We start from the raw sequence: 20,940 nt of genomic DNA on the forward strand, positions 1-20,940 counted from the left end.
CCGGAGGCTATCGCCGCTCAGGCCTTCGCCCGTTCGTCCTCGAGCTTGCGCAGCTCGATCCGGCGGATCTTGCCGGTGAGGGTCTTGGGCAGGTCGTCGACGAACTCGATCTCGCGCGGGTAGGCGTAGGCGGAGTGGGTGTCGCGGACGTACTGCGAGATCTCCTTCGCGAGCGCGTCGCTGGGCTCGTGGCCGTCCGCCACCACGACGAAGGCCTTGACGATCCATCCACGCCGCTGATCCGGCTTGGCGACCGCGGCGGCCTCGGCCACCGCCGGGTGCTCGAGGCAGGCGGACTCGACCTCGAACGGGCCGACCCGGTAGCCGGCGGTCAGGATCACGTCGTCGGCCCGACCCTCGAACCAGACGTAGCCGTCGGCGTCGATCCGGGCCGCGTCCTTGGAGTGGAACCACTCGCCGCCGAAGGTCGCCTCGGTCGCCTCCGGGTTGCGCCAGAAGCCGAGCGGCCAGGTCGGGCTGCTGCCCTTCCGCCAGCAGATCTCGCCGCGCTCGTCGACGCCGACCGGCCGCTCGTCCTCGTCGAGGATCTGGACGTCCCAGCCCGGCATGACCCTGCCCATCGAGCCCTCGCGGACCTCCATGAACGGGAAGTTCGCGCACAGCGGGTAGCCCTCGGAGAGCCCGTAGAAGTCGAGCACCGTGACCCCGAACTGCTCGCGGAACCACTTGATCGCCTCGGGGTTCAGCGGCTCGCCCGCCGAGCAGGCCCGGCGCAGCGGGATCGGGAACCGCTCGCCGGCGTCCTCGACCGCCATCAGCGAGCGCATCGCCGTCGGGGTCGTGAAGAGGTTGGTGATCCGGTGGCGGCTGAGGAACTCCAGCTCGCCCTGGGGCGAGAAGCCGCCCTTGCGCTGGTGCACGTACTGGACGGCCCCGGTCCGCCAGGCGCCGAGCAGCGGGTTGAGCCCGGCCGCCCACGCCCACTCGCTCATCGAGCGGAAGCGCTCGCCGTCCTCGATCTCGTGGCAGTACTCGAACTCCTGGTGGCCGAGCACGTAGCGGTGGGCGTGCAGGATCCCCTTGGCCAGCCCGGTCGTGCCCGAGGTGTAGAAGAGCTGCGCCGGGTCGTCGCTGGAGGTGTCGACGGTCTCGAACTCGGGCGAGGCGGCGGCCAGCAGCTCGGGCGTGAGGACCAGCAGCGTCCGCTCCTCGGCCCCGTCGAGACCCTCGATCGCGCGGGCGATCTGGTCGCGGTGGGCCTCGTCGGTGACGACCAGCTTCGCCTGGCTGTCGTTGACCCGGTGACGGATCCCCTCGTCGCCGTAGAGGACCGACATCGAGAGCAGGATCGCGGCGGCCTTGTAGGTGCCGAGGAAGGCGGCGGCGGTCTCCGGGGTCGGCGGCAGCAGCATCGCGACGACGTCGCCGCGGCCGATGCCGTGGGCGGTGGCGACGTTGGCGAAGCGGTTGGCCAACCCGCGGATCTCGCCCCAGCTCAGCTCGCGGATCGCGCCGTCGGGATCCTCGTGGACCATCGCGGGCTTCTCGTCGGGGTGCTTGTCGCAGACGTCGGCGGCGATGTTGTATCGCTCGGGGACGTTCCAGGAGTGCTGGGCGACGAGCTCGTCGTAGGACTTCGCGGGGGCGACCATGGTGGGTTCCATCATGCCGCCGGGAGGCCCGCGACGCCAGCCTCGGCCACCTGCTGGTCCTGCTCGACGCTGCCGGCGCTGACGCCGATCGCCCCGAGCGGCTCGCCGTCCGGTCCGGGCAGCGGAATGCCCCCGGCGAAGGTCACCAGCCCGCCGCTCAGGAGCTCGAGACCGTAGAGCGGGGCCCCGGGCTGGGTGGCCTCGGTCAGGTCCTTCGTCTGGCACTTCATCGCGGCCGACGTGTAGGCCTTGCGCTGGGAGATGTCGATCGACGCGAAGATCGCCCCGTCCATCCGCGCGAAGGCGACCAGGTGGCCTCCGGCGTCGACGACGGCGATGTTCATCGGCTGGCCGATCGCCTCCGCCTCGGTCCGGGCGGCGGCGACCACCGCATCGGCGGCGGCGAGCGTCAGGCGGGCCGGGCCGGCGGCGACCGCGGTCTTCGCCGGCGTCGCCTTCGCGCTCCTGGCGGTCGTCTTCGTGGGCTTCGCGGCGCGCGGCGCGGCGGCCGCCGTGCGGCGGTGCGCGCGGGTCTGGGTGCTCGTCTCGGGACTCATCGGGGGCTCCGGTCGGTCGTCGGGTCGGTCGGGGAAGGGGTCAGTGGCACGGCCTTGACGAGCCGCGCGGCGTCCTGGCCGAGGCGGCGCAGCTGCTCCGGGCCGGGGGCCGTCCGGCGCAGCAGCGGCGGCGCCTCGGCGGGCAGCGCCGCGAGCTGGACGCAGGCCTCGGTGGCGGCGACGGCGACGCCGACGCGGAGGGTCGCGACGCGGGCGGCGTCGTGGGCGGCCCGTCCGACGTCGTGCGCGGACCGGGGCTCGATCGGCCGGACGGTCACGGGCACGCCCTCCTCCTCGACCCCGGCGAGCAGCTCGCGGACGGCGGCGTCGCTCGCCCCGGGCAGCCGCACGACCCGGATCGAGGGGCCCGCCGGCTCCTCGCCCCGCCGGTGGCCGCGGCGCAGCGCGCTCACGCGACCACCGCGCCGTCGGCGGTCGCGGGGCGGGCCCTGGCGTGCTCGGCCGCCGCCGCGTCGGCGGATCCCGTGGTCCCGGCGGATCCCGTGATCCCGGCGGAGCCGGTGGGCTCGGTAGGGCCGGCAGACCCGTCGGCCTCGGCGTGGCCGGCGACGAGGCCGGTCGCGACCGCGTTGCGCGGCCCCTCGCTGCCGCGGACGTTGCCGGTCCCGCAGACGATCCCGAACTCGGCGGTCGCCTCGGCGACCATCTCCGGGATCTCGAAGTCGAGCGACGAGCCGCCGAGCAGGACGACGAAGTCGAGCCGCCGGATCGCTCCGTCGGGCGCGACCTGCTCGAGCGCCCGCAGCGCGTTGACGACGAAGACCCGGCGCTTGGCCTCGCGGCGGATCCGCCGGATCGCGTCGAGCGACGCCTTGACCGGGACGGGGGTCAGCCGTCCGTCGTCGCCGAGGGTGACGACGCGGGCGAAGACCTCGGCCGGCAGCGGCGCGTCGAAGAACGTCACCGACCCGTCCTCCAGCCGCAGCTGGAACAGCGACTCGACCTTCGCCAGCGGCAGCCGCTTGACCTGCTCGGCGACCTCGCGGTCCTCGAGCCCGAGCTCGGACTGGATCAGCTTGGTCACCAGGTCGCCCGCGCCGGAGACGTGGACCGTGCGGACGCCGCCGGAGCGGTCGGCGAGCGCGGCGTCGGTCGACCCGCCGCCGAGGTCGAGCACGGCCAGCGGGCGGTCGGTTCCCGGGGTCGTCAGCGCCCCGCGGACGGCCATGTCGGCCTCGACGCCGCCGATCTCGACCGCGCACCCGAGCTGCTCGCGGAGGGCCGCGGCCAGCCGCTCCATCGCGGTCCGGCCGGTCCGCACCATCGCGGCGAGCGCGACCGCGTTCTCCAGCGCGAACTCGCCGGCGAGGCCGCCACGGACGGCCTGCGGGACGAAGGTGTCGACGGCCAGGACGTCGCGGATCCGCACCTCGCCGGGGTCGTCCTCGGTCAGCGCGGCCATCGTGTCGCGGACGCCGGCGAGCATCCCGCCGACGTTCGTGCCCGCCGCGCCGGTCGCGTCGACCAGCGGGCGCACCGCCCGCAGCGCGCGCATGATCTCCTCCGCCCCGGCGTCGACGTCGACGCTGCGGCGGGAGCGCTCGCCGACCAGCTCGAGGGCCCCGGCCGGGATCCGGCGGTCGCTGATCTCCCCGCTCGGGGTGCGGACGACGACCGCCGAGCGGTTGCCGATCAGGGCTCGGGCGACGGGCGCGATCAGCCGCGTCTCCTCGCTGTCGAGGCCGAAGATCGTGGCCAGTCCGTAGGAGTTCGAGAGCGTCGAGATCGTGTGGCCGGGCGCGGCGACCTCGACGGCCGCGTCCATCTCCAGCGGCACCCGCTCGACGAGGGTGACCTCGTCGACGATCGGCAGCGGGGCGGAGAGCCGGTTGGCGATCAGGCGCGCGTCGTCGCGCTGGACGATCGCGCCGCGCACGTCGACCCCGCGGGCCCGGGCCCGCTCGATCCCCCGCGCGGCGTCCTCGAAGTCGATCGCGCGTGGCACCACGACCAGCACCGCGTCGCTCTCGGGGACGCCGGCGAGCGCGGAGAAGGCGACGGTCCGCCCGACGCCGAGCCCTTCGCCGCCGGGCGTCGACGGGTCGTGGCCGATCATCGTCGACTCGGTGATGATCGTCTCGGTGATGGTCTCCATCGCCATCCCGGAGATCACCGGGGTCGCCTCGTTGAGCAGGACGACGGAGACCTCGCCGAGCGTCCGGCCGCAGCCCCGCAGCACGCCGTGCACCGCCTCGACGACCCCGGCCACGTTCTGGCTCGTGCCCTTGACGCCGCTGGTCCGGGCCAGGTGCCCGCCGAGCCAGCGGATCCCGTCGCCGGTCAGCTCCGCGGCGCACGACTCGGTCGTCGAGTTGCCGACGTCGACGCCGACGACGAGCCGCGGGGCGGGCACGTGGCGCGCGGCCCCGAGGTCCGCGGTCGGCGCGTCCGCTGCGGTCGGCACCGGGCCCCGATCCTCAGGAGATCCGGACATCGAGCTCGACCGGTGCGCGCCCCGCCTCGACGAACTCCGTCTCCTTGATGTGGAGCACGGCCGCCTTCGCCTGGTACCGGGGGCGGGCCATGAAGTCGTTGCGGGTCGGGACCGGCTCCGGGGCCTCGCCCTTGGCGTAGCCCGCGGCGTTGCGGCCGATCGCCCGGAAGGCCTCGGCGTCGAGCAACGGCGCCTGCGGGAACAGCTCCAGGTTCGAGAGCCGCGGCAGGTCGCGCTGGTGGATCATCGTCGTCCCGCGCGACAGGATCCCGATCGAGACGCCGGAACCCGAGAGCTTGGCCCCGGCGTGCGCGATCCGGGCGAGGTCGGCACCCGCGAAGAACCGGACGACCCGGGCCGAGACGCCCTCCTCCTCGATCCCGGCCAGGGTCTCGCGCAGCACGTCCGCGAGCGACAGGTCGACGATCGTCTTGCGGAAGAACGTCCCGAACGCGGGCGAGAGCGCGAGCACGACCTCGTCGCCGCGGGTGCCGAGCATGGCCGGCCGCGTCTCGATCAGCTCGAGGGTCCGGGGCGCGCCTTCCGCGGCGGTGGTGGGGGTCTGGGGGGTGGTGATCATGGTGCGGGCTCCGTGCTCGGCCGTCAGGCCTCGGGGTGGTCGGCGTTGGTGACGAAGCGCAGGCGCTTCATCTCCTCCCAGCGCTCGCCGCTCGGCCGGTAGCCGGTCCCGGGACCGGCGTAGTCGTTCTTGTCGTTGACCGCCGAGAGCGTGTTGCCCTGGCGGTCGATGATCGCCGCGGTCTGCAGCAGGTCGCCGGCGACGCGCTGGCGCAGCAGGTCGAAGAGCCCGGCGGCGAGATCGGGGAACCCGCCCGCGTTGAGCGCACGGACGACGTCGAGGCCGGTGACGCCGTCGTCGGTCATCCGCTGGGCCGCCTTGAGGTCCTCGACCACGTCGCGGCGGGGCAGGTCCTCGGAGCCGTGGCCGTAGACCACCGCCTGGATCTCCTCCTCGCTGATCGCCGGGAACCCGAGCTGCTCGAACACGGCCTGGAGCGCGCGGCCGGCCTTCTCGCGGGCGGCCAGCAGCTCGTCCTCCTCGACGTGGCGGAGGCCGCCGTCGATCTTGAGGTCGCGCTGGATCACGTTCCAGTCGTCGAAGTCGGCCGCGTCCCAGTTCGAGCCGGCGAACATGTTGTCCGAGTTCGGCACCGCCGAGTAGCCGGAGCAGACGAAGTCGGTGCCGGGCAGCATCTGCATCAGCGAGCGCGAGACGCGCCGCATGTCCGAGTGGCTGAAGCTCTGGTCGTTGCCCGACGCGCACTCGAGGTCGGCCATCGCCGCGATCAGGTTCTCGGCCAGCACCGCGCGGATCCCCGACGGGACCGCGCCGGGAACGCCGATGCAGGAGATCGAGCCGTTCTGGAGGCCCTGCACGCCGCCGCCGCGGGTGACGAGGATGCAGCGGATCTCGAGGTAGAGCATCGAGCGGCCCTCGGCGTTGCCCATCTGGACCTCCGAGCCGGTGCCGGACGTGAACCGCATCTTGATCCCGCGCGAGGCGTAGGCGGAGGCGAGGAAGGCCTTCGACCACGGCGTGTCGTCGCCGTCCTTGAAGACCGCCTCGGTGCCGTAGACGGAGATCGTCTCGGCGTAGGTCGTCAGCCCGCGCATGCCGAGCGAGAGCTCGGTCGCCTCCTCGAGCGCGCACTGGGTCAGGATCCCCGGGCGCCCGGCCTGGGCGCCGACCAGCAGCCCGAGGGCGACGAGCGGGGCGTAGCGGACGATCCCGAGGGTCGTCTCGAGCTCGTCGAAGCCACGGCGGGCGGCCTCGGCGGCGTCGGCGGCGACCTGCAACGGGTTGTCGCGGGCGCTCGTGCAGTGGGCCTGGTTCGACGGGGTCCGCCGGGACCGCATCTTCTGCATCGCCATCATCATCTCGACGACGTTCATCGTCTTGACGACCTCGAGCAGCGCCGCCGGGGTCAGGCCCGACGCGATCCGGATCACGTCGGCCCGCGGGGTCCGTGGGTCGACCAGCATGTGGGCGATCTCGACCGGCTCGATCGCCATCGCCTCCTCGGCGACGGCCGGGTCGATCGCGCGGTCGGCGATGAACGTGTCGAGGAAGTCGAACTGCTCGCGGGTGCGGCCGTCCATCTCGACGATCCGGCCGTCCTCGACCCGCACGCTCGGGGTCGGATCGCCGTCGTGCTCCATCGCGATCAGGCCGACCTCGGGCCACTCGTCGACGAAGCCGTCGCGGTTGACGGGCCGCGCCTCGAGCAGCTCGGTCCGGCGGGAGCGGCGCGGGGCATCGCCGGCGCCGGGCGTGGCGGGGTGGTTCAGGGTGCTCGACATGGGGCTCGTCTCTCGTCCGTTCCGGGGTCAGTCGGCCAGGCAGTCGCGGCGCGCGTAGACCGCCGCGGCGTCGCGCACGAGCGCGGCGTTGATCGGCGCCGAGTAGGTCGCCTCGAGCTCGTCGGCGATCGCCAGCAGCTCGTCCTTCGTCGATGCGTTCGGCCGCAGGGCGGCGTAGATCTGGAGCACTCGCTCGTCGGGGACGGCGGTCAGCTCCGCCGCGCGACGGAAGTTCTCCGCCAGCTGCGGGCGGTGCGCGGCCTCGGCGACCTGGGCCTGGAGCCCGAGCGTCCGCGGGGTGATCCGGAGGTCCTCCGCGGTCACGTCACCGCCGAGCGCCCGTTCGAGCGTGAGGTCGTCGAGGGTCTTGCCGGTCGGGGTCCGCAGCAGGTCGGGGCGGTGCTGCCCCAGCGGGTAGTCGCGCTGCGGATCGAGCGTCGTGGTGCCGTCGACGTCCATCGTCGTCTCCTCGGGTGCGGGCGGGAACTCACGCGGACCCCCCGGTCGTCGCTTGTCGGACGGGCCGGTGGCGTGCATGATGTGACGACCATCACGCTCCCGCGCCGGCGTTGCAACGCGGGGCGGGGGTAGCAACGACGTTGCTCCGTCCGTGGAGCGGCGGTCCGGTAGGACACGTGACGCACTCATGCAGAACCCCTGGCTCGGCATCTCACCCGGGATCGACCCGGTCGGTCTCGCCCGTCTCCTGACCAAGGCGCACGAGCGGGCCGCCGCGGGGCGTCCCGTCTCACCGCTGGTCCGCGACGTGATCTCGTCGTCGTGGGCGAGGGCGGCGGAGGCCGGGATCGACCCCGGCGCGCACGACGTCCCGATGGTCCTGGACTACGGCGACGCGATGGCGCGCTGGTCCGAGCACCCACTCAGCCGCTTCGGGACGGTGATCGAGAACGTGCTCGGGGAGGTCGCCCACGACGTCCAGCACCTCGTCACCGCCGCCGACGTCGACGGCACGATGCTGTGGTCGATGGGCCACCCGCGGGTGCTCGCCGCCTCCGAGTCGATCCGCTTCGTCCCCGGCCACCTGTGGGACGAGGACGTCGCGGGGACCAACGGGATCGGCACGGCGCTGAAGGTCGATCACGCGGTCCAGGTCTTCTCGGCCGAGCACTACGCCCGCCGGTACCACCAGTGGTGCTGCACCGGCGCACCGGTCCACGACCCGGAGACCGGGCGGGCGATCGGCGCGCTCTGCCTCTCGACCGGGATCAAGGGCGCCCACCCCTACGCGCTCTCGCTGGTCCAGAGCGCGGCGAGCACGATCGAGGCGCTGCTGGGCGGCGAGCTGGCGATGCGGAGCGAGGCGCTGAAGTCCCGCTACTACGAGGTCGCGGCGCACCGGCCGGGCACGCCGAGCGCGCTCGTCGACCGCGCCGGTCGGGTGCTCGCCTGCCAGCCCGTCGGCTGGCTCCGCGGCCCGCTCGTACGCGTCGACGGCGGTGGATGGATCGGCAGCGGCGCCCGTGCGGTGCTCGTCTCCGAACCGCTGACCGACGGGGCGACCGTGGTCTGGAAGACCGCGGCGCCCTCGACGCGGCCGCTGGCGCCGGAGGAGCCGCTCGAGATCGAGGTCCTCGGCCGCTCGTCGGCACGGATCCGCGTCCAGGGCCACGAGATCGTGCTGCCGCCTCGGCGGTCCGAGGTCCTGCTGCTGCTGGCGCTCTCGCCCGCCGGAATGAGCGCCCGCGACCTCGCCCGGGAGCTGTACGGGACCGAGGACGCGCTGGTCACCGTCCGCGCCGAGGTCTCGCGGCTGCGGCGTCAGCTCGGGGGATTGCTGGGGACGAAGCCGTACCGGCTGGTCGGGCCGGTCCGGCTCGATCTGCTCGAGCTCGAGGCCCGGCTCCACGAGCACGGACCGGACGCCCTCGCGACCGAGGACGCCGGCACCGACCCGCTGCCGGGCGCGGCCAGCCCGATCGTCCTGGCCGCGCGCGACCGCCTCGATGCGCTGCGCCGTCCGGAGGCGCCACCCGCGCTGCCGATGGTCGGAGCGGCCTGAAGCCTGGCCGAGCCGCCGCTACCCGTAGCGCGCCGCAACCTCGCTGCAACCTGGTCGTCCGGAGGAGCCCGGACGAGGATCACGGCATCGGACAGCCGACGCCCGGACGGGCGCGGCGACCCTGAGGAGGGGGATGCTTCGTGAGCACGGGAGACGACGGCTTCGCGCCGGTCGGCGCCGCGGCAGCAGCGGGATCGCTGCGCGCTTCAGGAGGGCTGGTCGCGCACGCCGCGGTGACGACCGGCGACGCACCGGCGCGGGAGGCGGACGCGACCCGCCGGGAGCGCCCGCCGGAGACCGCCGGTGGAGGCCGCCGCGACGGGACCCGGCGGCGCTGGCGATGGCAGCGGACGCTGCCCGGCGAGCTGGCGTCGGAGTTCCTCGGGACCTTCGTCCTGATCCTGCTCGGCAACGGCGTGACGGCGATGTCGATCGCCGCCCTCAACCAGTCCGGACGCGGGGCGGAGGCGTTCGCCGCCAGCGGCGACTGGCTGCTGCTCGCGATCGGCTGGGGGTTGGCGGTGATGTTCGCCGTCTACATCGCGGGCGGCGTCAGCGGGGCGCACCTCAACCCGGCGATCTCGGTGCTGCTCGCGGCCCGCCGCGGGTTCCCGTGGCGCAAGGTCCCGGCCTACTCGGCCGCCCAGGTGCTCGGCGCGTTCTGCGGGGCGGCGGTCGTCTTCCTCAACTACAAGGGGGCGATCGTCAGCATGGAGACGACCGCCGACATGACCCGCGGCGCGCCCGACTCGCTGCCCGGGTTCGCGATCTTCGCCACCGCACCCGCGCCCTACTTCGACTCGTGGGTCGGCCCGTTCGTCGACCAGGTGATCGGCACGGCGCTGCTGGCGGGGCTGCTGTTCGCGGTCACCGAGCAGCTCAACCCGGCGGTCCGGGCGACGCTCGGGCCGATGCTGATCGGGCTGATCGTCGTCGCGATCGGTGTCTCGATGGGGGCCAACGCCGGCTACGCGATCAACCCGGCGCGTGACCTCGGGCCTCGCGTGCTGGCCTGGGTCGCCGGCTGGGGCGACCTGGCGCTGCCCGGCGACTACGGCAAGGTCAACGGCTACATGTGGGTGCCGATCGTCGGCCCGATCCTCGGGGGACTGCTCGGGGGCGTGCTCTACGACAAGCTGATCGGCGGCCCGCTGAAGGCCCGCGCGGAGGCGGAGCAGGAGACGGCCGTCGGGCGGGTCAGCCCCGACGGGGCCTGAGCGCCGGACGGGTTGGGGTGAGCGGGACGGCGCCACGATGTGAGACGCGCGGCACCGTCTTTATGTCCCCGGATCCGTACCCTTGGGCCGCATGTCCGCTGTCTCGACCCCCGCCGCCGCCGCGACGCCCGACGTGGCCCGTACGCGCAAGCTGCTCAACATCATCGCGGTCCTCGCCATCGCCGACTTCATCCTGCTGATCCCGCTGGTGCTCGGGGCGATCGACGTGATCGACACCGGCTCGCTGAAGATGGCGCTCGGGATGATCCACGGCGTCGGCTACGTCGGGCTGCTGTACCTGACGGCCAAGGGTGCCGGCGAGCGTCGCTGGGGCTGGTGGTTCCCGGGGATCACGCTGATCACCGGTGGCCCGGTCGGCTCGCTGATCGGCGACGTCATCATCCGCCGCCAGCTCGACCGGGCCGCGGCCGCGCCCGCCAGCTGAGCGGCACGGCGGCCGCCCGCCGCGGCCGCCGGAGCGTCGCCGTTCAGGCGACGTTCATCCGGCAGGCGATACTGCTCCTGCGATGGAGCCCGCCCGCCTGCTCGTCGTCGAGGACGACACCGACCTGCGTTCGCTGCTGCGGCGCGGCCTCGGCGAGGAGGGCTTCGCGGTCACGACCGCGGCCGACGGGGCCTCCGCCCTGGCCGCGGTCCGCACGTCGCCCGACGCCCTGGTGATCGACATCGGGCTGCCGGACGCCGACGGCCGCGACCTCTGCCAGGCGCTCCGGGCCCGGGGGATCGACGCTCCGGTGCTGTTCCTGACCGCGCGCGACGCGGTCACCGACCGGCTCTCCGGCTTCAGCGCCGGAGGCGACGACTACCTGACCAAGCCGTTCCACTTCGGGGAGCTCGTCGCGCGGCTGCGGTCGCTGCTGCGGCGGTCGGGGACGGGGCCGACCGGCGGCGCGCCGGAGGACCAGCCGACGACGGTCGGCGGCCTCGTCCTCGACCCGGTCGCCCACGCCGTCCGCCACGGCGAGCGACGTGCGCCGCTGACGCCGACCGAGTTCCGCCTGCTGGCGGCGCTCGCCGCCCGCCCCGACGCGGTCGTCCGCCGGCTCGAGCTGGTCCGCGCGGGCTGGCCGGACGGGGCGATCGTGCGCGACAACACGCTCGACCAGTACGTCGCCCGGCTCCGCCGCAAGCTCCGCGAGCTCGACGTCGACGCGGAGATCGCGACCGTCCACGGCGTCGGCTACCAGCTGCGATGAGCGGCGACCGGAGCGGGCGGGAGCGGCCCGCCGGCGCGCGCCGACCGCGCGGGCGGGACGGCTGGTGCTGATCCGCTTCCGGACCCTGCGCGGGCGCCTGACCGCGCTGGCGCTGGCCGCCGCGACGGTCGTGGTGGTCGTCGTGGTGGCCGGGTTCAACCTGGTCCTGGCCGACAGCCTCGACCGCGACGTGACCAGCCGGCTGCGGACGCAGGCGGCCGCCGTGGCGACCACGGTCAGCGTGGTCGACGGGGTCGTTCGCGTGCGCGAGTCGCCCGACGACGAGGCGATCGACGCGCAGGTCTGGGTCTTCCAGGGCCGCCGCGCGGTGGTCCGGCCCCCGGTCGGGGCGACGGTCCAGCGGGCCGCCGAGACGCTCGCGGTGCGCGGCTCCGGGACCACGACGGTCGGCGATCCCGGGGTCCGTCTGCACGCGCTGCCGATCACCCGCGGCGGCCGACAGGTGGGGACGGTCGTCGCCGGCCAGTCGCTCGCCGCCTACGACCGCACGACCGACGTCGCGTTGGTCGCCAGCACCGCGCTCGCCCTCGTCCTGCTCGCGGGGGTCTACCTCGTGACCTGGCTGACGATCGGTCGTGCGCTCGCGCCGGTCCGCGAGATGACCCGCTCGGCGGCGGCGTGGAGCGAGCACGACCGCGAGCGCCGCTTCGGCCCGGCCGAGCGGCCCGACGAGCTGGGCGAGCTGGCGGAGACCTTCGACGCGCTGCTCGATCGGCTCGCCGCCAGCCTCCGTCACGAGCAGCGGCTGTCGGCCGAGCTGTCGCACGAGCTGCGGACCCCGCTCGCCCGGATCGTGGCCGAGGTCGAGCTGCTCCGCCGCCGCGAGCGCTCGCCCGAGGAACGCGACGCTGCCTACGCGGTGGTCGAACGCAGCGCCCAGCAGATGCGCCGGATCCTCGAGACGCTGATGACCGCGGCCCGTACGGAGGCCGGAGGCGGCCAGGGCCGCAGCGTCCTCGATCGGACCCTCGACGCGCTCGAGCGCGAGTGGTGGGACGGCGACGGGCACGACACGGGCGGGGGCCAGGACGCGCGGGCGGACGGCGACGGCCAGGACGCGCGGACGGACGACGACGAACGCGACGTCCGGCTGGAGGTGGTGCGCCCGGAGGTGCCGCTGGCGGTCGGCGTCGACGCCGAGGTCGTCGAGCGGATCCTCTCGCCGCTGCTGGACAACGCTCGCCGGCACGCCGTCTCGCGGGTGGTCGTCGACGCCGAGCGGGCCGGTGGCCGGGTCATCGTGCGGGTGCGCGATGACGGGCCCGGGGTCGCGTTCGCGGAGCGCGAGGCGATCTTCCTGCCCGGACGCCAGGCGTCGGTGGTTCGCGGCCACGACGGTGCCGGCCTCGGTCTGGCGCTCGCCCGGCGGCTGGCCCGGACCGCGGGCGGCGACGTCGTGGTGGCGGACGCCGACGACGGTCACGGCAGCGTCTTCGTCGTCGACCTGCCGGGTTGAGCCGGCCGGCGCTTCGCTCAGCCACCCGCGCTCGGGCGCAGCACCGGCCACCGCCGCGCGAGGCCGTCGGCCGGACCGGTGACCCACGGGCGGGCCGCGACCGCGCAGACGGCGGCGGCGACCAGCAGCCCGAGCACCGCGCCGGCGAGCACGTCGCTCGGGTAGTGGAGGCCGATCACGACGCGGCTGACGGCGAGCGCCCCGGCGGCGACGAGGATCGGCGTGGTCCGCAGCCCGTGGCGGAGCAGCAGGACTCCGGCGATCGCGAACGCCGCGGTCGCGTGGTCGCTCGGGAAGCCGGCGTCGGACCCGTGCGCGAGGAACGCGTGGATCTGCGGGTGGGCGACGAACGGCCGCGGCCGGTCGGCGATCGCCGAGAGCACTCCGGCGAGCAGCAGAGCGGCGCCGCTCGCCAGCCCGGCGAGCAGTCCGGTGGCGAGGATCCGCGGCCGCCGCAGCACCAGGCCGGCGGCGATCAGGAGCAGCACGCCCGCGAGGAACAGCGGCTCGGAGATCTGGGCGTAGGTCCGCGCGGCGTCCTCCCAGCCGTCGTGGTGGCTCGCGAAGCGGTTGGCGTGCTCGGTGAGGCTGAGGTCGGTTCCGGCGACGGACATCGCCCCAGCGTCGCGCGGGCGACCTGAACCGCTCCTGAACGGCGCGCCGGCGGTCGGCGCGCGACCGGGAGCGTCGTCGACGGGCAGGGCATCGCGCCCTGGTGCATCAGGCGCTGACCGCGACGACCGCCACGCCGAGCAGGGTCAGGATCGCCCCGATCGCCTGCACGCGGGAGAGCCGCTCGTCGTGCAGCGCGCGGGCGAGGACGACGGTCACCACCGGGTACAGCGACGAGAGCACGGCGACGACGGGCAGCAGCCCGGAGCGGGTCGCGAGGCTGAAGCAGACGATCGCCGTCATGTCGATCAGCCCCGCGAACGGCAGCAGCCCCGGCTTGCGGAGCTTGGCGCCGATCGTCCGCGGGCTCCAGGCGAGGGCGACCGCGATCACCAGCACCTCGACCGCGCGCTCGACCATCACCGCGCTGAGGGCCGCGTCGACCGAGGCCTCCTTCAGCAGCGCGAGGCCGAGCCCGAGCCCGACCGCGGCGGCGACCGCGAAGAGCACGCCGCGCGGGTCGGTGGCCGCCCCGTCGGTCCCGGGCGAGCGGGCGGCGAGGATCGAGCCGGCGACGGCGAGCGCCAGCCCGGCGAACGCGACCGCTCCGGGGGTCTCCCCGTGGACGATCCCCCACAGCACCGGCACGATCGCGCTGGTGGCGAAGATCGGGGCGACGACCGACATCGGGCCGATCGCCAGCGCCCGGTAGAGGCAGAGCATCCCGCCGAGCATCGTGACCCCGGCGAGCGCGGCGATCGGCCAGCGGTCGCCGACCCAGGGTGCGGAGGTCGCGAGGACCAGCACCACGATCGCGGCCAGGCCCATCGCCCGCATCAGGGCGAGCACGCCGAGGACGGGACGCCCGCGGCTGGCGGTTCCGCCGACGAAGTCGCTCGTGCCCCACGCCGTCGAGGCGAGCAGGGCCAGCAGGATCGCGGTCATCGGGAGGCGCCGGGTCCGACGACGGCCGAGCGTCGCCGGGCCCAGCGACGGGTCATCGTGCGGCGGGCAGGACCGCGGGGGCGCCGAATGGCGTCAGGCAGGCGGGCAGGACGATCGTGCCGTCCTCCTGCTGGCCGTGCTCCATCAGCGCGATCAGCGTGCGTCCGACGGCGACTGCCGTCCCGTTGAGCGTCGCCAGCGTCTCCGGCTTGCGCGGGGGCGTCGCGTGCGTGTCCTTGATCCGGACGTGCAGCCGGCGCGCCTGGTACTCGGTGGTGTTCGAGGTCGACGTCAGCTCGCGGTACTGCTGCTGCGACGGCAGCCACGCCTCGCAGTCGAACTTGCGCGCGGCCGAGGCCCCGAGATCGTCGACCGCGATGTCGACCACCTGGTAGGGGATGCCGAGCTCGGAGAGGATCTCCTCCTCGATCGCCAGCAGCCGGGCGTGCTCCGCCTCGGCCTGCTCCGGCGGCACGAAGCTGAACATCTCGACCTTGTCGAACTGGTGGACGCGGAAGAGCCCGCGGTCGCTGGCGCCCGCGGCCCCGGCCTCGCGCCGGAAGCAGGGCGAGAAGCCGGCGTAGCGCAGCGGCAGCTCGGCGGCCTCGAGGATCTCGCCCGCGTGCATCGAGGCGAGCGCGACCTCGCTGGTGCCGACGAGGTAGAGGTCGTCGTCGGGCAGCGTGTAGATCTGCTGCTCGGTGTCGGGCAGGAAGCCGGTGCCGTAGAGGGCCTCCTCGCGCACGAGCACGGGCGGGACGACCGGCTCGTGGCCGTGACCGCGGAGCTTGGCCAGCGCCCACTGGACGAGCGCCAGCTCGACGAACACGAGATCGCCGCGGAGGTACGCGAAGCGCGAGCCCGAGAGCCGCGCGCCGCGTTCCATGTCGACGCGGTCGGGGCCGGCCAGCTCGAGGTGGTCCTTGGCCTCGGCGGCGGGGACGAAGGGGCTGACGTGGCCGGTCGCGGTCGGCAGCCCGGCGCCGGTGCCGGCGGCGGCCCGCAGCCCGAGCCCGTCGATCCGCGGCTCGCCGACGGTCCGCACGACGGTGTCCTTCGGCGGCGCGTCGGGGTGGGGGAGGTTCGGCAGCCGGGCCTGGCTGTCGTTGAGCTCGGTCTCGGCCGTGGCCAGCTCCTCCTGGAGCGCCTTCGCGCGGGCCGAGACGTCGCGCATGTGCGCGAGCGCGGCGTCGGCGGCGGTGCTGTCGCCGGTCTCCTTGGCCGCCTTCTTGGCGGCCGCGATCGCCTGGTTGGCGCCGTTCTGCTCGGCCCGCAGCGCTTCGAGCTGGGGCAGGATCTCGCGCCGCCGCTCGTCGAGGGCGAGGACCCGGTCGAACGCCTCGGCGTCGTTCCCGCCGCGGCGGGCGAGCGCGGCACGGGCGGCGTCTGGATCGCGGCGCAGGGCCTTCAGGTCGAGCATCGCTACGGAGGGTATCTGCGCCCGGCCGCTGGCGGTGTTCGACGGACGGATTCACCGGCTGCGGTGCGTCCGTTCCGGTGCGCGGACGGGCGCTCCGCGGTGTCCGTGCGACCCGGACGCTGGCGAACCCGTCGGGGAGCGCGGTCCGCGGCCCGCGCGGGCTCTACCCTGTCCCGCGATGGCCTCGCCGATCGATCCCCGCCAGCGGCGTGACCGCTGCATCACCGTCTACGGCCGCCGCGCGGTCCTCGAAGCGCTGCGCGACCCGCAGCTCGAGGTCGCCGGGGTGACGATCGTCGAGATGGGCGGTGCGGTCACCAGCGAGGTCAAGAAGTCGGCCACCGAGCGCGGGGTCGAGCTGCGCGAGACGACCGCCCACCGCGTCTCGCTGATCTCCGGCAACGGGCGCCAGGACCAGGGCGTCGTCGCCGACGTGATCGCGCCCGAGATGACCGGGCTGACCGAGCGCCTGGCCGAGCTGGAGCGCGATCCCGCCCGCAAGCAGCGGCTGCTGCTGGTCGACGGCGTGACCACCCCCGGCAACCTCGGGCTGATCATCCGCTCCGCGACCGCGGCCGGGGTCGACGGGATCGTGGTGCCGCGGCGCGGCACCGCCACGATCGGCCCGCAGGTCGTCAAGGCGTCGGCCGGGACGGCCTTCCGTTCGCCGATCCTGCGCACCTCGGACGCCCCCGGCGCGCTCTCCGAGCTGACCGACGCCGGCTTCCAGATCGTCGGCCTCGACGCGGGGGCGCCGACCTCGCTGTGGGAGCTGCCGCTCTCCGACCGGATCGTCTTCCTGGTCGGCGGCGAGCACGACGGCGCGTCGGCCGAGGCGGCCGCCTTCGCGCACTCGTGGGTGGCGGTGCCGATGCCGGGCGAGGTCGAGTCGTTGAACGTGGCCTGCGCGACGACGCTGGTCGCCTTCGAGATCGCCCGCCGCGGCTGAGCGCCGGGCCCCGGAACGCAGAACGCCCGCTGCGAGGACGCAACGGGCGGGTGGGGGAGCCCGACGCCGCGGGGCGACGGGGCGGGGAGACGTCCCCGGCCGACCGAGGTCGACCGGAGTCGCGGGCGCCTAGCTGGTGGGCGGCCCGGTCTCCTTGCAACGCTCTTCGGGCGGCGTGATCTTGTTCGGGCTGGCCGGCGCCTTGGCCTTCAGGCCGGAGTACTTGCAGAGGAACGCGGCGATCGCGTCGGCGTCCTCGCCGACGGCGATGTTCTGCGGCATGATCGCGCCGGAGAAGCCACCGTTGCGAAGGGCGTAGAGCACGGAGCCGGTGGTCTCGGCGCGGAGGTTGAAGTCCGGGCCGTCGGTGCGCTCGCGGTCCTTGATCCCCCTTGCGCCCGGCTTGGCGCCGCCCTGCGTGCCGGCGGCCGCGAGGGTGTGGCACCCGGCGCATCGCTCGGAGAAGAGGTTGGCGCCGCGGAGCACGACTGGATCCTTCTCACCCTTGAGTGGTCCGTGCTCGATGCTGGTTTGGACCGACTCGGACCCGCACGAGGCAAGGGCGAAGGTCGCCGCCAGGGCAGCCAGGGTCGTGACGGTTCGACGCTGCATATCGCGGGGAATCCTAGACGACGACCCCGTCGTCGAGGCGCGCGACCGTGCTGGGCCTCTCGCCGCCCCGCAGAAACGCCGCCTGCTGCGGGGTTTCGGGCCCGGAAAGCGATCGTCTCCAACGCTCGGACGAACGTCCATGTACCTGGTGCGGGGGGTTAGATCCGCGCCGTGGTGGCTGGGGACGGGGGATGAAGCGGGTTGGGACGGGGGACGGTTCCCGGTGCGGTTCGGCCGCGGCCGCCCGATCAGACTCAGCGGCGTTCGCAACGCGCGGGTGGGCCGCATTGGCGACGGCCGTCCGCGGTTCTCGGGCCCCGGGACGGCGGTCGACGCAGGGGGTCGACGCCCCACCGCCGGTGCCGCCGCGGGCGGGTCGATGGGTGCTGCGCCCCGCCGGCGGCGGATCGCCGTCGCCGGCCGATCGAGAAAGTTCGCGATCGCGAGAAGGAGTGGCCCGAGCGGGAGCGAACAACGGATGCGCCCCCGGTACTGGCCACGAAGACCCTCTCGCATCTGCACTTGATGCCCGCGACTGGTCTTTCGACGGCGGCAACCATTTGGCCGGTGCCGGGGGTGTTCGATGTCGCGGGGAATCCGGGCGACGGTCGGTAGCGTGTCGGCGATGGCCGACGAACCGTTCGACCCACTGGTCTTCCGGCAGGTGATCGGTCGGTTCGCGACCGGCGTGGCTGTGGTGACCTGCGTCGGCGAGGACGGCCCGGCGGGCCTGACGACCAACGCGATCAGCTCGCTCTCGCTCGATCCGACGCTGCTGCTGGTCTGCTTCGACAACAACAGTCGAACGCTGCCCGCCGTCCGCCACGCGGGCGCCTTCGCGGTCAGCGTCCTGCGCGCCGGGCAGGAGGACGTCGCCCGCGTCTTCGCGAGCAAGCGGACCGGCCCCGACAAGCTGGCGGCGGTCCTGCACCGCTGGCATCACGGCGTGCCGGTGGTCGACGACGCTGCCGCCTGGGTCGTCTGCGAGCTCCAGGAGCTGCTCCCGGGCGGCGACCACACGATCGGGATCGGGCGGGTCGTCGACGCGGGCGAGGGCGCCGACGGGCCGCCGCTGCTCTTCCACCGGGGCGCCTTCGGTCCGCTCCCGGAGGCACCCGCCCGCGCGGACGCCTGAGGAAGCCTGGACCGACACTCGGCCCTCCACGCCGACGCTCAGCCGACCATCGGTTGACCCGGGCCGAGGCCGGGCCTTCGCGGACCCCCCCCGGTCGGCGGGTTTACGCAGTCTCGCCGGGCGGATCGCTCAGAGGCCGCCGCGTTCGACGGTCACGCGCAGCGCGAGGAAGGCGATCACGAGCGCGGCGGTCGTCATCAGGCCGATCTCGCGCCGGACGATCTCGCGCACGACCGCGCGCTGGCCGGCGGCGTCGAGCTCGGCGACCTGCGCCGAGCCCTCCAGGCCGCGCCGCTCGAGCACCTGCTCGGCGGCCACGATCCGCAGCTGCTCGGCGACCATCGAGACGCAGATCGGCAGCAGCGCGTAGAGCCAGAAGAGCCAGCTGGCGGGCTGATCGCCTGCCACCCACACGATCCCGGCCAGGATGGCGAGCAGCAGCGCGCCCACCTGGGTCGCGCGGATCGCGATCCAGTAGCGGTTCTCGGCGGTGAATCGCCACCACAGCCAGACGCCCCAGAGGCCGCTGGCCAGGGCGACCGCGGCGACGAGCAGGGAGAGGATCAGGGCGGCGGTGGCCATCGGCGCTCGATGGTCGCACGTAGGGCCCTCTCGTGGCACTCCGCACGGGCCATTCGTGGCACCGCGCACCGGCGCTCGTGCGCCCTGCAACGATCTTTCGAGAAGTTCGTGTGAACCGGCACGAATCGCTGCAAAATTAGGGCAATAGGACACGCTTGGGCGGGGTGCCGGACTGATAGAACAGACAACGGTGCTGCGGTCTTATCTGCCGATCTTGATCTTCGTGTTGCTGTCGACGGGCGTCGGTGCGCTCTTCGTCGCTGCCAACTCGTTCCTAGGCCCGCGCTTCAAGCGCCGCCCTACGGAGTTCAACGAGGACGCCTACGAGTGCGGACTGCCCTCCGAGGTGCAGCACGGCTTCCGCTTCGGGATCAGCTTCTACCTGATCGCGATGCTGTTCCTGCTGTTCGACATCGAGGTCGTGTTCCTCTACCCGATCGCGGTCGAGCTGCAGGCCTTCGGCACCTTCGCGCTGATCGAGACGGCGGTCTTCATCGTCCTGCTGCTGATCGCGCTGATCTACGTCTGGCGTCGAGGAGCCTTGGAATGGAAGTAATCCGACACGGCAGGAACCCGGTCGAGGGCGCCGAGCCCTCCGCCGAGCTGACCGCCGCCGACAAGGACGCCTTCCGCGCCCGCCAGGCCCGTGCCCGCGACCTCCTGCGCGGCGACCTCGACGGCCAGGCCGTCCAGGACCAGGTCGACCAGAGCGTGCTCACGACGACGCTCGACAAGGCCGCCAAGTGGGCGCAGGGCAACTCGATCTTCCCGCTGACCTTCGGGCTCGCGTGCTGCTCGATCGACATGATCAACCTCGTCGGCTCGCGGATGGACATCTCGCGGTTCGGCAGCGAGGCGATGCGCGGGACCCCGCGCCAGGCCGACCTGATCATCCTCGCCGGCCGCGTCTCGATGAAGATGGCGCCGGTCGTCCGACGCGTCTACGACCAGATGCTCGAGCCGAAGTACTCGATCGCGATGGGCGCCTGCTCGTCGTCGATGGGCGTCTTCAACAACTACGCGATCGTCCCCGCGGACAAGTTCATGCCGGTCGACGTGCACGTCCCCGGCTGCCCGCCGCGGACCGAGGCGCTCGTCTACGGGATCCTCAAGCTCCGCCGGATGATCCAGGACGACCCCGAGATGGGCTGGCGCGACCGCTACCGGGCCCACGGGACCGAGGAGAACGGCGGCATCATGTCGCTCGACGAGCTGGAGACGCGGGCCGCCGAGGCCGCCGAGCGCGCGCGGACCGGTGGGCGTCCCGGTGCTTGAGGTCGAGGAGCTGGAGCGCCTGGCCGGTACGGTCGCGGCGCAGGGCGAGGGCGTGGTCCTCGCGACCGTCCGCACCGCCCGCCGGGCCGAGATCCAGGTCCGCCCGGACACCGTGGTCGAGACGCTCGAGCGTCTTCGCGGTGAGGGCTACGGGATGCTGATGTCGGTCCACGGCGTCGACTACTACCCGGACGAGCCGCGGATCGGCGTCGTCTACGAGCTGCTGTCCTTCGCCCACCAGGCGCGTCTGACCATCAAGGTCCGCGTCCCGCTGGACGACCTGCGGGTGCCGTCGGTGACCCCGACCTGGCCGACCGCGGACTTCCACGAGCGCGAGGTCTTCGACATGTTCGGCGTCGTCTTCGACGGCCACCCGGACATGCGGCGGATCCTGCTGCCGGAGGACTACATCGGGCACCCGCAGCGGCGGGACTTCCCGATCGGCGGCGAGCCGGTGCTGTTCACCGGCAACGAGGAGAGCAACCCGGGGTGGTGGAAGTGAGCGACGACCGTTCCACTCCCGACGAGGGTC

General features: G+C 73.8%; 22 protein-coding genes. 10 read left to right on the forward strand and 12 right to left on the reverse strand.

Translation table 11 applies throughout. The features are described from left to right. Positions 1-17: 17 nt before the first annotated feature. The 7 genes from ACVUH9_RS15785 to ACVUH9_RS15815 form a co-directional block, all read right to left on the reverse strand. Complete coding sequence (locus tag ACVUH9_RS15785) at positions 18-1,613, reverse strand: acetate--CoA ligase (protein ID WP_475758566.1); 1,596 nt, start codon at positions 1,611-1,613, stop codon at positions 18-20. Positions 1,614-1,624: 11 nt separating this feature from the next. Then, positions 1,625-2,170, reverse strand: a complete 546-nt coding sequence (locus tag ACVUH9_RS15790; protein ID WP_475758568.1) for a GlcG/HbpS family heme-binding protein — start codon at positions 2,168-2,170, stop codon at positions 1,625-1,627. Continuing rightward, complete coding sequence (locus tag ACVUH9_RS15795) at positions 2,167-2,583, reverse strand: glycerol dehydratase reactivase beta/small subunit family protein (RefSeq protein ID WP_475758570.1); 417 nt, start codon at positions 2,581-2,583, stop codon at positions 2,167-2,169. Before ACVUH9_RS15795 ends, ACVUH9_RS15790 begins: the two co-directional genes overlap by 4 nt. Further along, entirely contained in the window at positions 2,580-4,544 is a 1,965-nt protein-coding gene (locus tag ACVUH9_RS15800; RefSeq protein WP_475758659.1) for a diol dehydratase reactivase subunit alpha, read from the reverse strand. Before ACVUH9_RS15800 ends, ACVUH9_RS15795 begins: the two co-directional genes overlap by 4 nt. Before the next feature lie 64 nt (positions 4,545-4,608). Next, positions 4,609-5,205 carry a propanediol/glycerol family dehydratase medium subunit gene (locus tag ACVUH9_RS15805; RefSeq protein ID WP_475758572.1) on the reverse strand — a complete coding sequence of 199 codons (597 nt, stop codon included), beginning with the start codon at positions 5,203-5,205 and terminating at the stop codon, positions 4,609-4,611. A gap of 23 nt (positions 5,206-5,228) precedes the next feature. After that, positions 5,229-6,947, reverse strand: a complete 1,719-nt coding sequence (locus ACVUH9_RS15810; protein ID WP_475758574.1) for a propanediol/glycerol family dehydratase large subunit — start codon at positions 6,945-6,947, stop codon at positions 5,229-5,231. A gap of 27 nt (positions 6,948-6,974) precedes the next feature. Then, positions 6,975-7,406, reverse strand: a complete 432-nt coding sequence (locus ACVUH9_RS15815; protein ID WP_475758661.1) for a diol dehydratase small subunit — start codon at positions 7,404-7,406, stop codon at positions 6,975-6,977. Positions 7,407-7,593: 187 nt separating this feature from the next. Here ACVUH9_RS15815 and ACVUH9_RS15820 point away from each other — a divergent pair, with 187 nt between their 5' ends. The 5 genes from ACVUH9_RS15820 (at position 7,594) to ACVUH9_RS15840 (ending at position 12,878) form a co-directional block, all read left to right on the forward strand. Beyond that, positions 7,594-8,967: a GAF domain-containing protein gene (locus ACVUH9_RS15820; RefSeq protein WP_475758576.1), complete on the forward strand. Its 1,374-nt coding sequence runs from the start codon at positions 7,594-7,596 to the stop codon at positions 8,965-8,967. Between the two features lie 140 nt (positions 8,968-9,107). Next, positions 9,108-10,184: an MIP/aquaporin family protein gene (locus ACVUH9_RS15825; protein ID WP_475758578.1), complete on the forward strand. Its 1,077-nt coding sequence runs from the start codon at positions 9,108-9,110 to the stop codon at positions 10,182-10,184. 91 nt (positions 10,185-10,275) lie between these two features. Next, a complete protein-coding gene (locus tag ACVUH9_RS15830; RefSeq protein ID WP_475758580.1) occupies positions 10,276-10,629 on the forward strand; it encodes a DUF3817 domain-containing protein in 354 nt (117 codons plus the stop codon). A gap of 82 nt (positions 10,630-10,711) precedes the next feature. Then, positions 10,712-11,401, forward strand: coding sequence for a response regulator transcription factor (locus ACVUH9_RS15835; protein WP_475758582.1), 690 nt, complete (start codon positions 10,712-10,714; stop codon positions 11,399-11,401). A gap of 64 nt (positions 11,402-11,465) precedes the next feature. Continuing rightward, the gene (locus ACVUH9_RS15840) at positions 11,466-12,878 is read left to right on the forward strand and encodes a sensor histidine kinase (RefSeq protein WP_475758584.1); all 1,413 of its coding nucleotides are present in this window, start codon (positions 11,466-11,468) and stop codon (positions 12,876-12,878) included. Between the two features lie 17 nt (positions 12,879-12,895). Here the strand turns inward: ACVUH9_RS15840 and ACVUH9_RS15845 are convergent, their stop codons facing one another. From ACVUH9_RS15845 to serS, 3 genes are all read right to left on the reverse strand, one after another. After that, positions 12,896-13,492 (reverse strand): phosphatase PAP2 family protein, encoded by a 597-nt coding sequence (locus tag ACVUH9_RS15845; protein ID WP_475758586.1) that lies wholly within the window; start codon positions 13,490-13,492, stop codon positions 12,896-12,898. 106 nt (positions 13,493-13,598) lie between these two features. Beyond that, a complete protein-coding gene (locus ACVUH9_RS15850; RefSeq protein WP_475758588.1) occupies positions 13,599-14,435 on the reverse strand; it encodes a DMT family transporter in 837 nt (278 codons plus the stop codon). 52 nt (positions 14,436-14,487) lie between these two features. Further along, the gene (gene serS / locus ACVUH9_RS15855) at positions 14,488-15,855 is read right to left on the reverse strand and encodes a serine--tRNA ligase (protein WP_475758590.1); all 1,368 of its coding nucleotides are present in this window, start codon (positions 15,853-15,855) and stop codon (positions 14,488-14,490) included. A 178-nt stretch (positions 15,856-16,033) separates the two neighbouring features. Between serS and ACVUH9_RS15860 the strand changes: the two genes are divergently transcribed. Further along, positions 16,034-16,804 (forward strand): TrmH family RNA methyltransferase, encoded by a 771-nt coding sequence (locus ACVUH9_RS15860; protein ID WP_475758592.1) that lies wholly within the window; start codon positions 16,034-16,036, stop codon positions 16,802-16,804. A gap of 129 nt (positions 16,805-16,933) precedes the next feature. Here ACVUH9_RS15860 and ACVUH9_RS15865 read toward each other — a convergent pair whose 3' ends face one another. After that, a complete protein-coding gene (locus ACVUH9_RS15865; RefSeq protein ID WP_475758594.1) occupies positions 16,934-17,416 on the reverse strand; it encodes a c-type cytochrome in 483 nt (160 codons plus the stop codon). 625 nt (positions 17,417-18,041) lie between these two features. Here ACVUH9_RS15865 and ACVUH9_RS15870 point away from each other — a divergent pair. Beyond that, the gene (locus ACVUH9_RS15870; RefSeq protein WP_475758596.1) at positions 18,042-18,551 is read left to right on the forward strand and encodes a flavin reductase family protein; all 510 of its coding nucleotides are present in this window, start codon (positions 18,042-18,044) and stop codon (positions 18,549-18,551) included. A gap of 129 nt (positions 18,552-18,680) precedes the next feature. On the opposite strand, the gene ACVUH9_RS15875 is transcribed toward ACVUH9_RS15870, so the two are convergent. Continuing rightward, positions 18,681-19,133, reverse strand: coding sequence for a hypothetical protein (locus ACVUH9_RS15875; RefSeq protein ID WP_475758598.1), 453 nt, complete (start codon positions 19,131-19,133; stop codon positions 18,681-18,683). 223 nt (positions 19,134-19,356) lie between these two features. On the opposite strand from ACVUH9_RS15875, the gene ACVUH9_RS15880 reads away from it, so the two are divergent. From ACVUH9_RS15880 to ACVUH9_RS15890, 3 genes are read left to right on the forward strand one after another with little or no spacing between them, the layout of a single operon-like run. Further along, positions 19,357-19,689: an NADH-quinone oxidoreductase subunit A gene (locus ACVUH9_RS15880; protein ID WP_475758600.1), complete on the forward strand. Its 333-nt coding sequence runs from the start codon at positions 19,357-19,359 to the stop codon at positions 19,687-19,689. Further along, on the forward strand, positions 19,680-20,408 hold the full coding sequence (locus ACVUH9_RS15885) for an NADH-quinone oxidoreductase subunit B (protein ID WP_475758602.1): 729 nt from the start codon (positions 19,680-19,682) through the stop codon (positions 20,406-20,408). The genes ACVUH9_RS15880 and ACVUH9_RS15885 overlap by 10 nt, the downstream gene beginning before the upstream one ends. Further along, positions 20,401-20,910: an NADH-quinone oxidoreductase subunit C gene (locus ACVUH9_RS15890; RefSeq protein ID WP_475758604.1), complete on the forward strand. Its 510-nt coding sequence runs from the start codon at positions 20,401-20,403 to the stop codon at positions 20,908-20,910. The genes ACVUH9_RS15885 and ACVUH9_RS15890 overlap by 8 nt, the downstream gene beginning before the upstream one ends. Positions 20,911-20,940 lie beyond the last annotated feature (30 nt).

Source organism: Patulibacter ginsengiterrae, assembly GCF_056269115.1.

Bases quoted from the DNA above. Each gene is read 5' to 3' on its own strand.
- ACVUH9_RS15785 (WP_475758566.1), bottom strand. From the start codon at position 1,613: ATGGTCGCCCCCGCGAAGTCCTACGACGAGCTCGTCGCCCAGCACTCC.
- ACVUH9_RS15790 (WP_475758568.1), bottom strand. From the start codon at position 2,170: ATGAGTCCCGAGACGAGCACCCAGACCCGCGCGCACCGCCGCACGGCG.
- ACVUH9_RS15805 (WP_475758572.1), bottom strand. From the start codon at position 5,205: ATGATCACCACCCCCCAGACCCCCACCACCGCCGCGGAAGGCGCGCCC.
- ACVUH9_RS15810 (WP_475758574.1), bottom strand. From the start codon at position 6,947: ATGTCGAGCACCCTGAACCACCCCGCCACGCCCGGCGCCGGCGATGCC.
- ACVUH9_RS15815 (WP_475758661.1), bottom strand. From the start codon at position 7,406: ATGGACGTCGACGGCACCACGACGCTCGATCCGCAGCGCGACTACCCG.
- ACVUH9_RS15820 (WP_475758576.1), top strand. From the start codon at position 7,594: ATGCAGAACCCCTGGCTCGGCATCTCACCCGGGATCGACCCGGTCGGT.
- ACVUH9_RS15830 (WP_475758580.1), top strand. From the start codon at position 10,276: ATGTCCGCTGTCTCGACCCCCGCCGCCGCCGCGACGCCCGACGTGGCC.
- ACVUH9_RS15835 (WP_475758582.1), top strand. From the start codon at position 10,712: ATGGAGCCCGCCCGCCTGCTCGTCGTCGAGGACGACACCGACCTGCGT.
- ACVUH9_RS15845 (WP_475758586.1), bottom strand. From the start codon at position 13,492: ATGTCCGTCGCCGGAACCGACCTCAGCCTCACCGAGCACGCCAACCGC.
- ACVUH9_RS15850 (WP_475758588.1), bottom strand. From the start codon at position 14,435: ATGACCGCGATCCTGCTGGCCCTGCTCGCCTCGACGGCGTGGGGCACG.
- serS (WP_475758590.1), bottom strand. From the start codon at position 15,855: ATGCTCGACCTGAAGGCCCTGCGCCGCGATCCAGACGCCGCCCGTGCC.
- ACVUH9_RS15860 (WP_475758592.1), top strand. From the start codon at position 16,034: ATGGCCTCGCCGATCGATCCCCGCCAGCGGCGTGACCGCTGCATCACC.
- ACVUH9_RS15865 (WP_475758594.1), bottom strand. From the start codon at position 17,416: ATGCAGCGTCGAACCGTCACGACCCTGGCTGCCCTGGCGGCGACCTTC.
- ACVUH9_RS15870 (WP_475758596.1), top strand. From the start codon at position 18,042: ATGGCCGACGAACCGTTCGACCCACTGGTCTTCCGGCAGGTGATCGGT.
- ACVUH9_RS15875 (WP_475758598.1), bottom strand. From the start codon at position 19,133: ATGGCCACCGCCGCCCTGATCCTCTCCCTGCTCGTCGCCGCGGTCGCC.
- ACVUH9_RS15885 (WP_475758602.1), top strand. From the start codon at position 19,680: ATGGAAGTAATCCGACACGGCAGGAACCCGGTCGAGGGCGCCGAGCCC.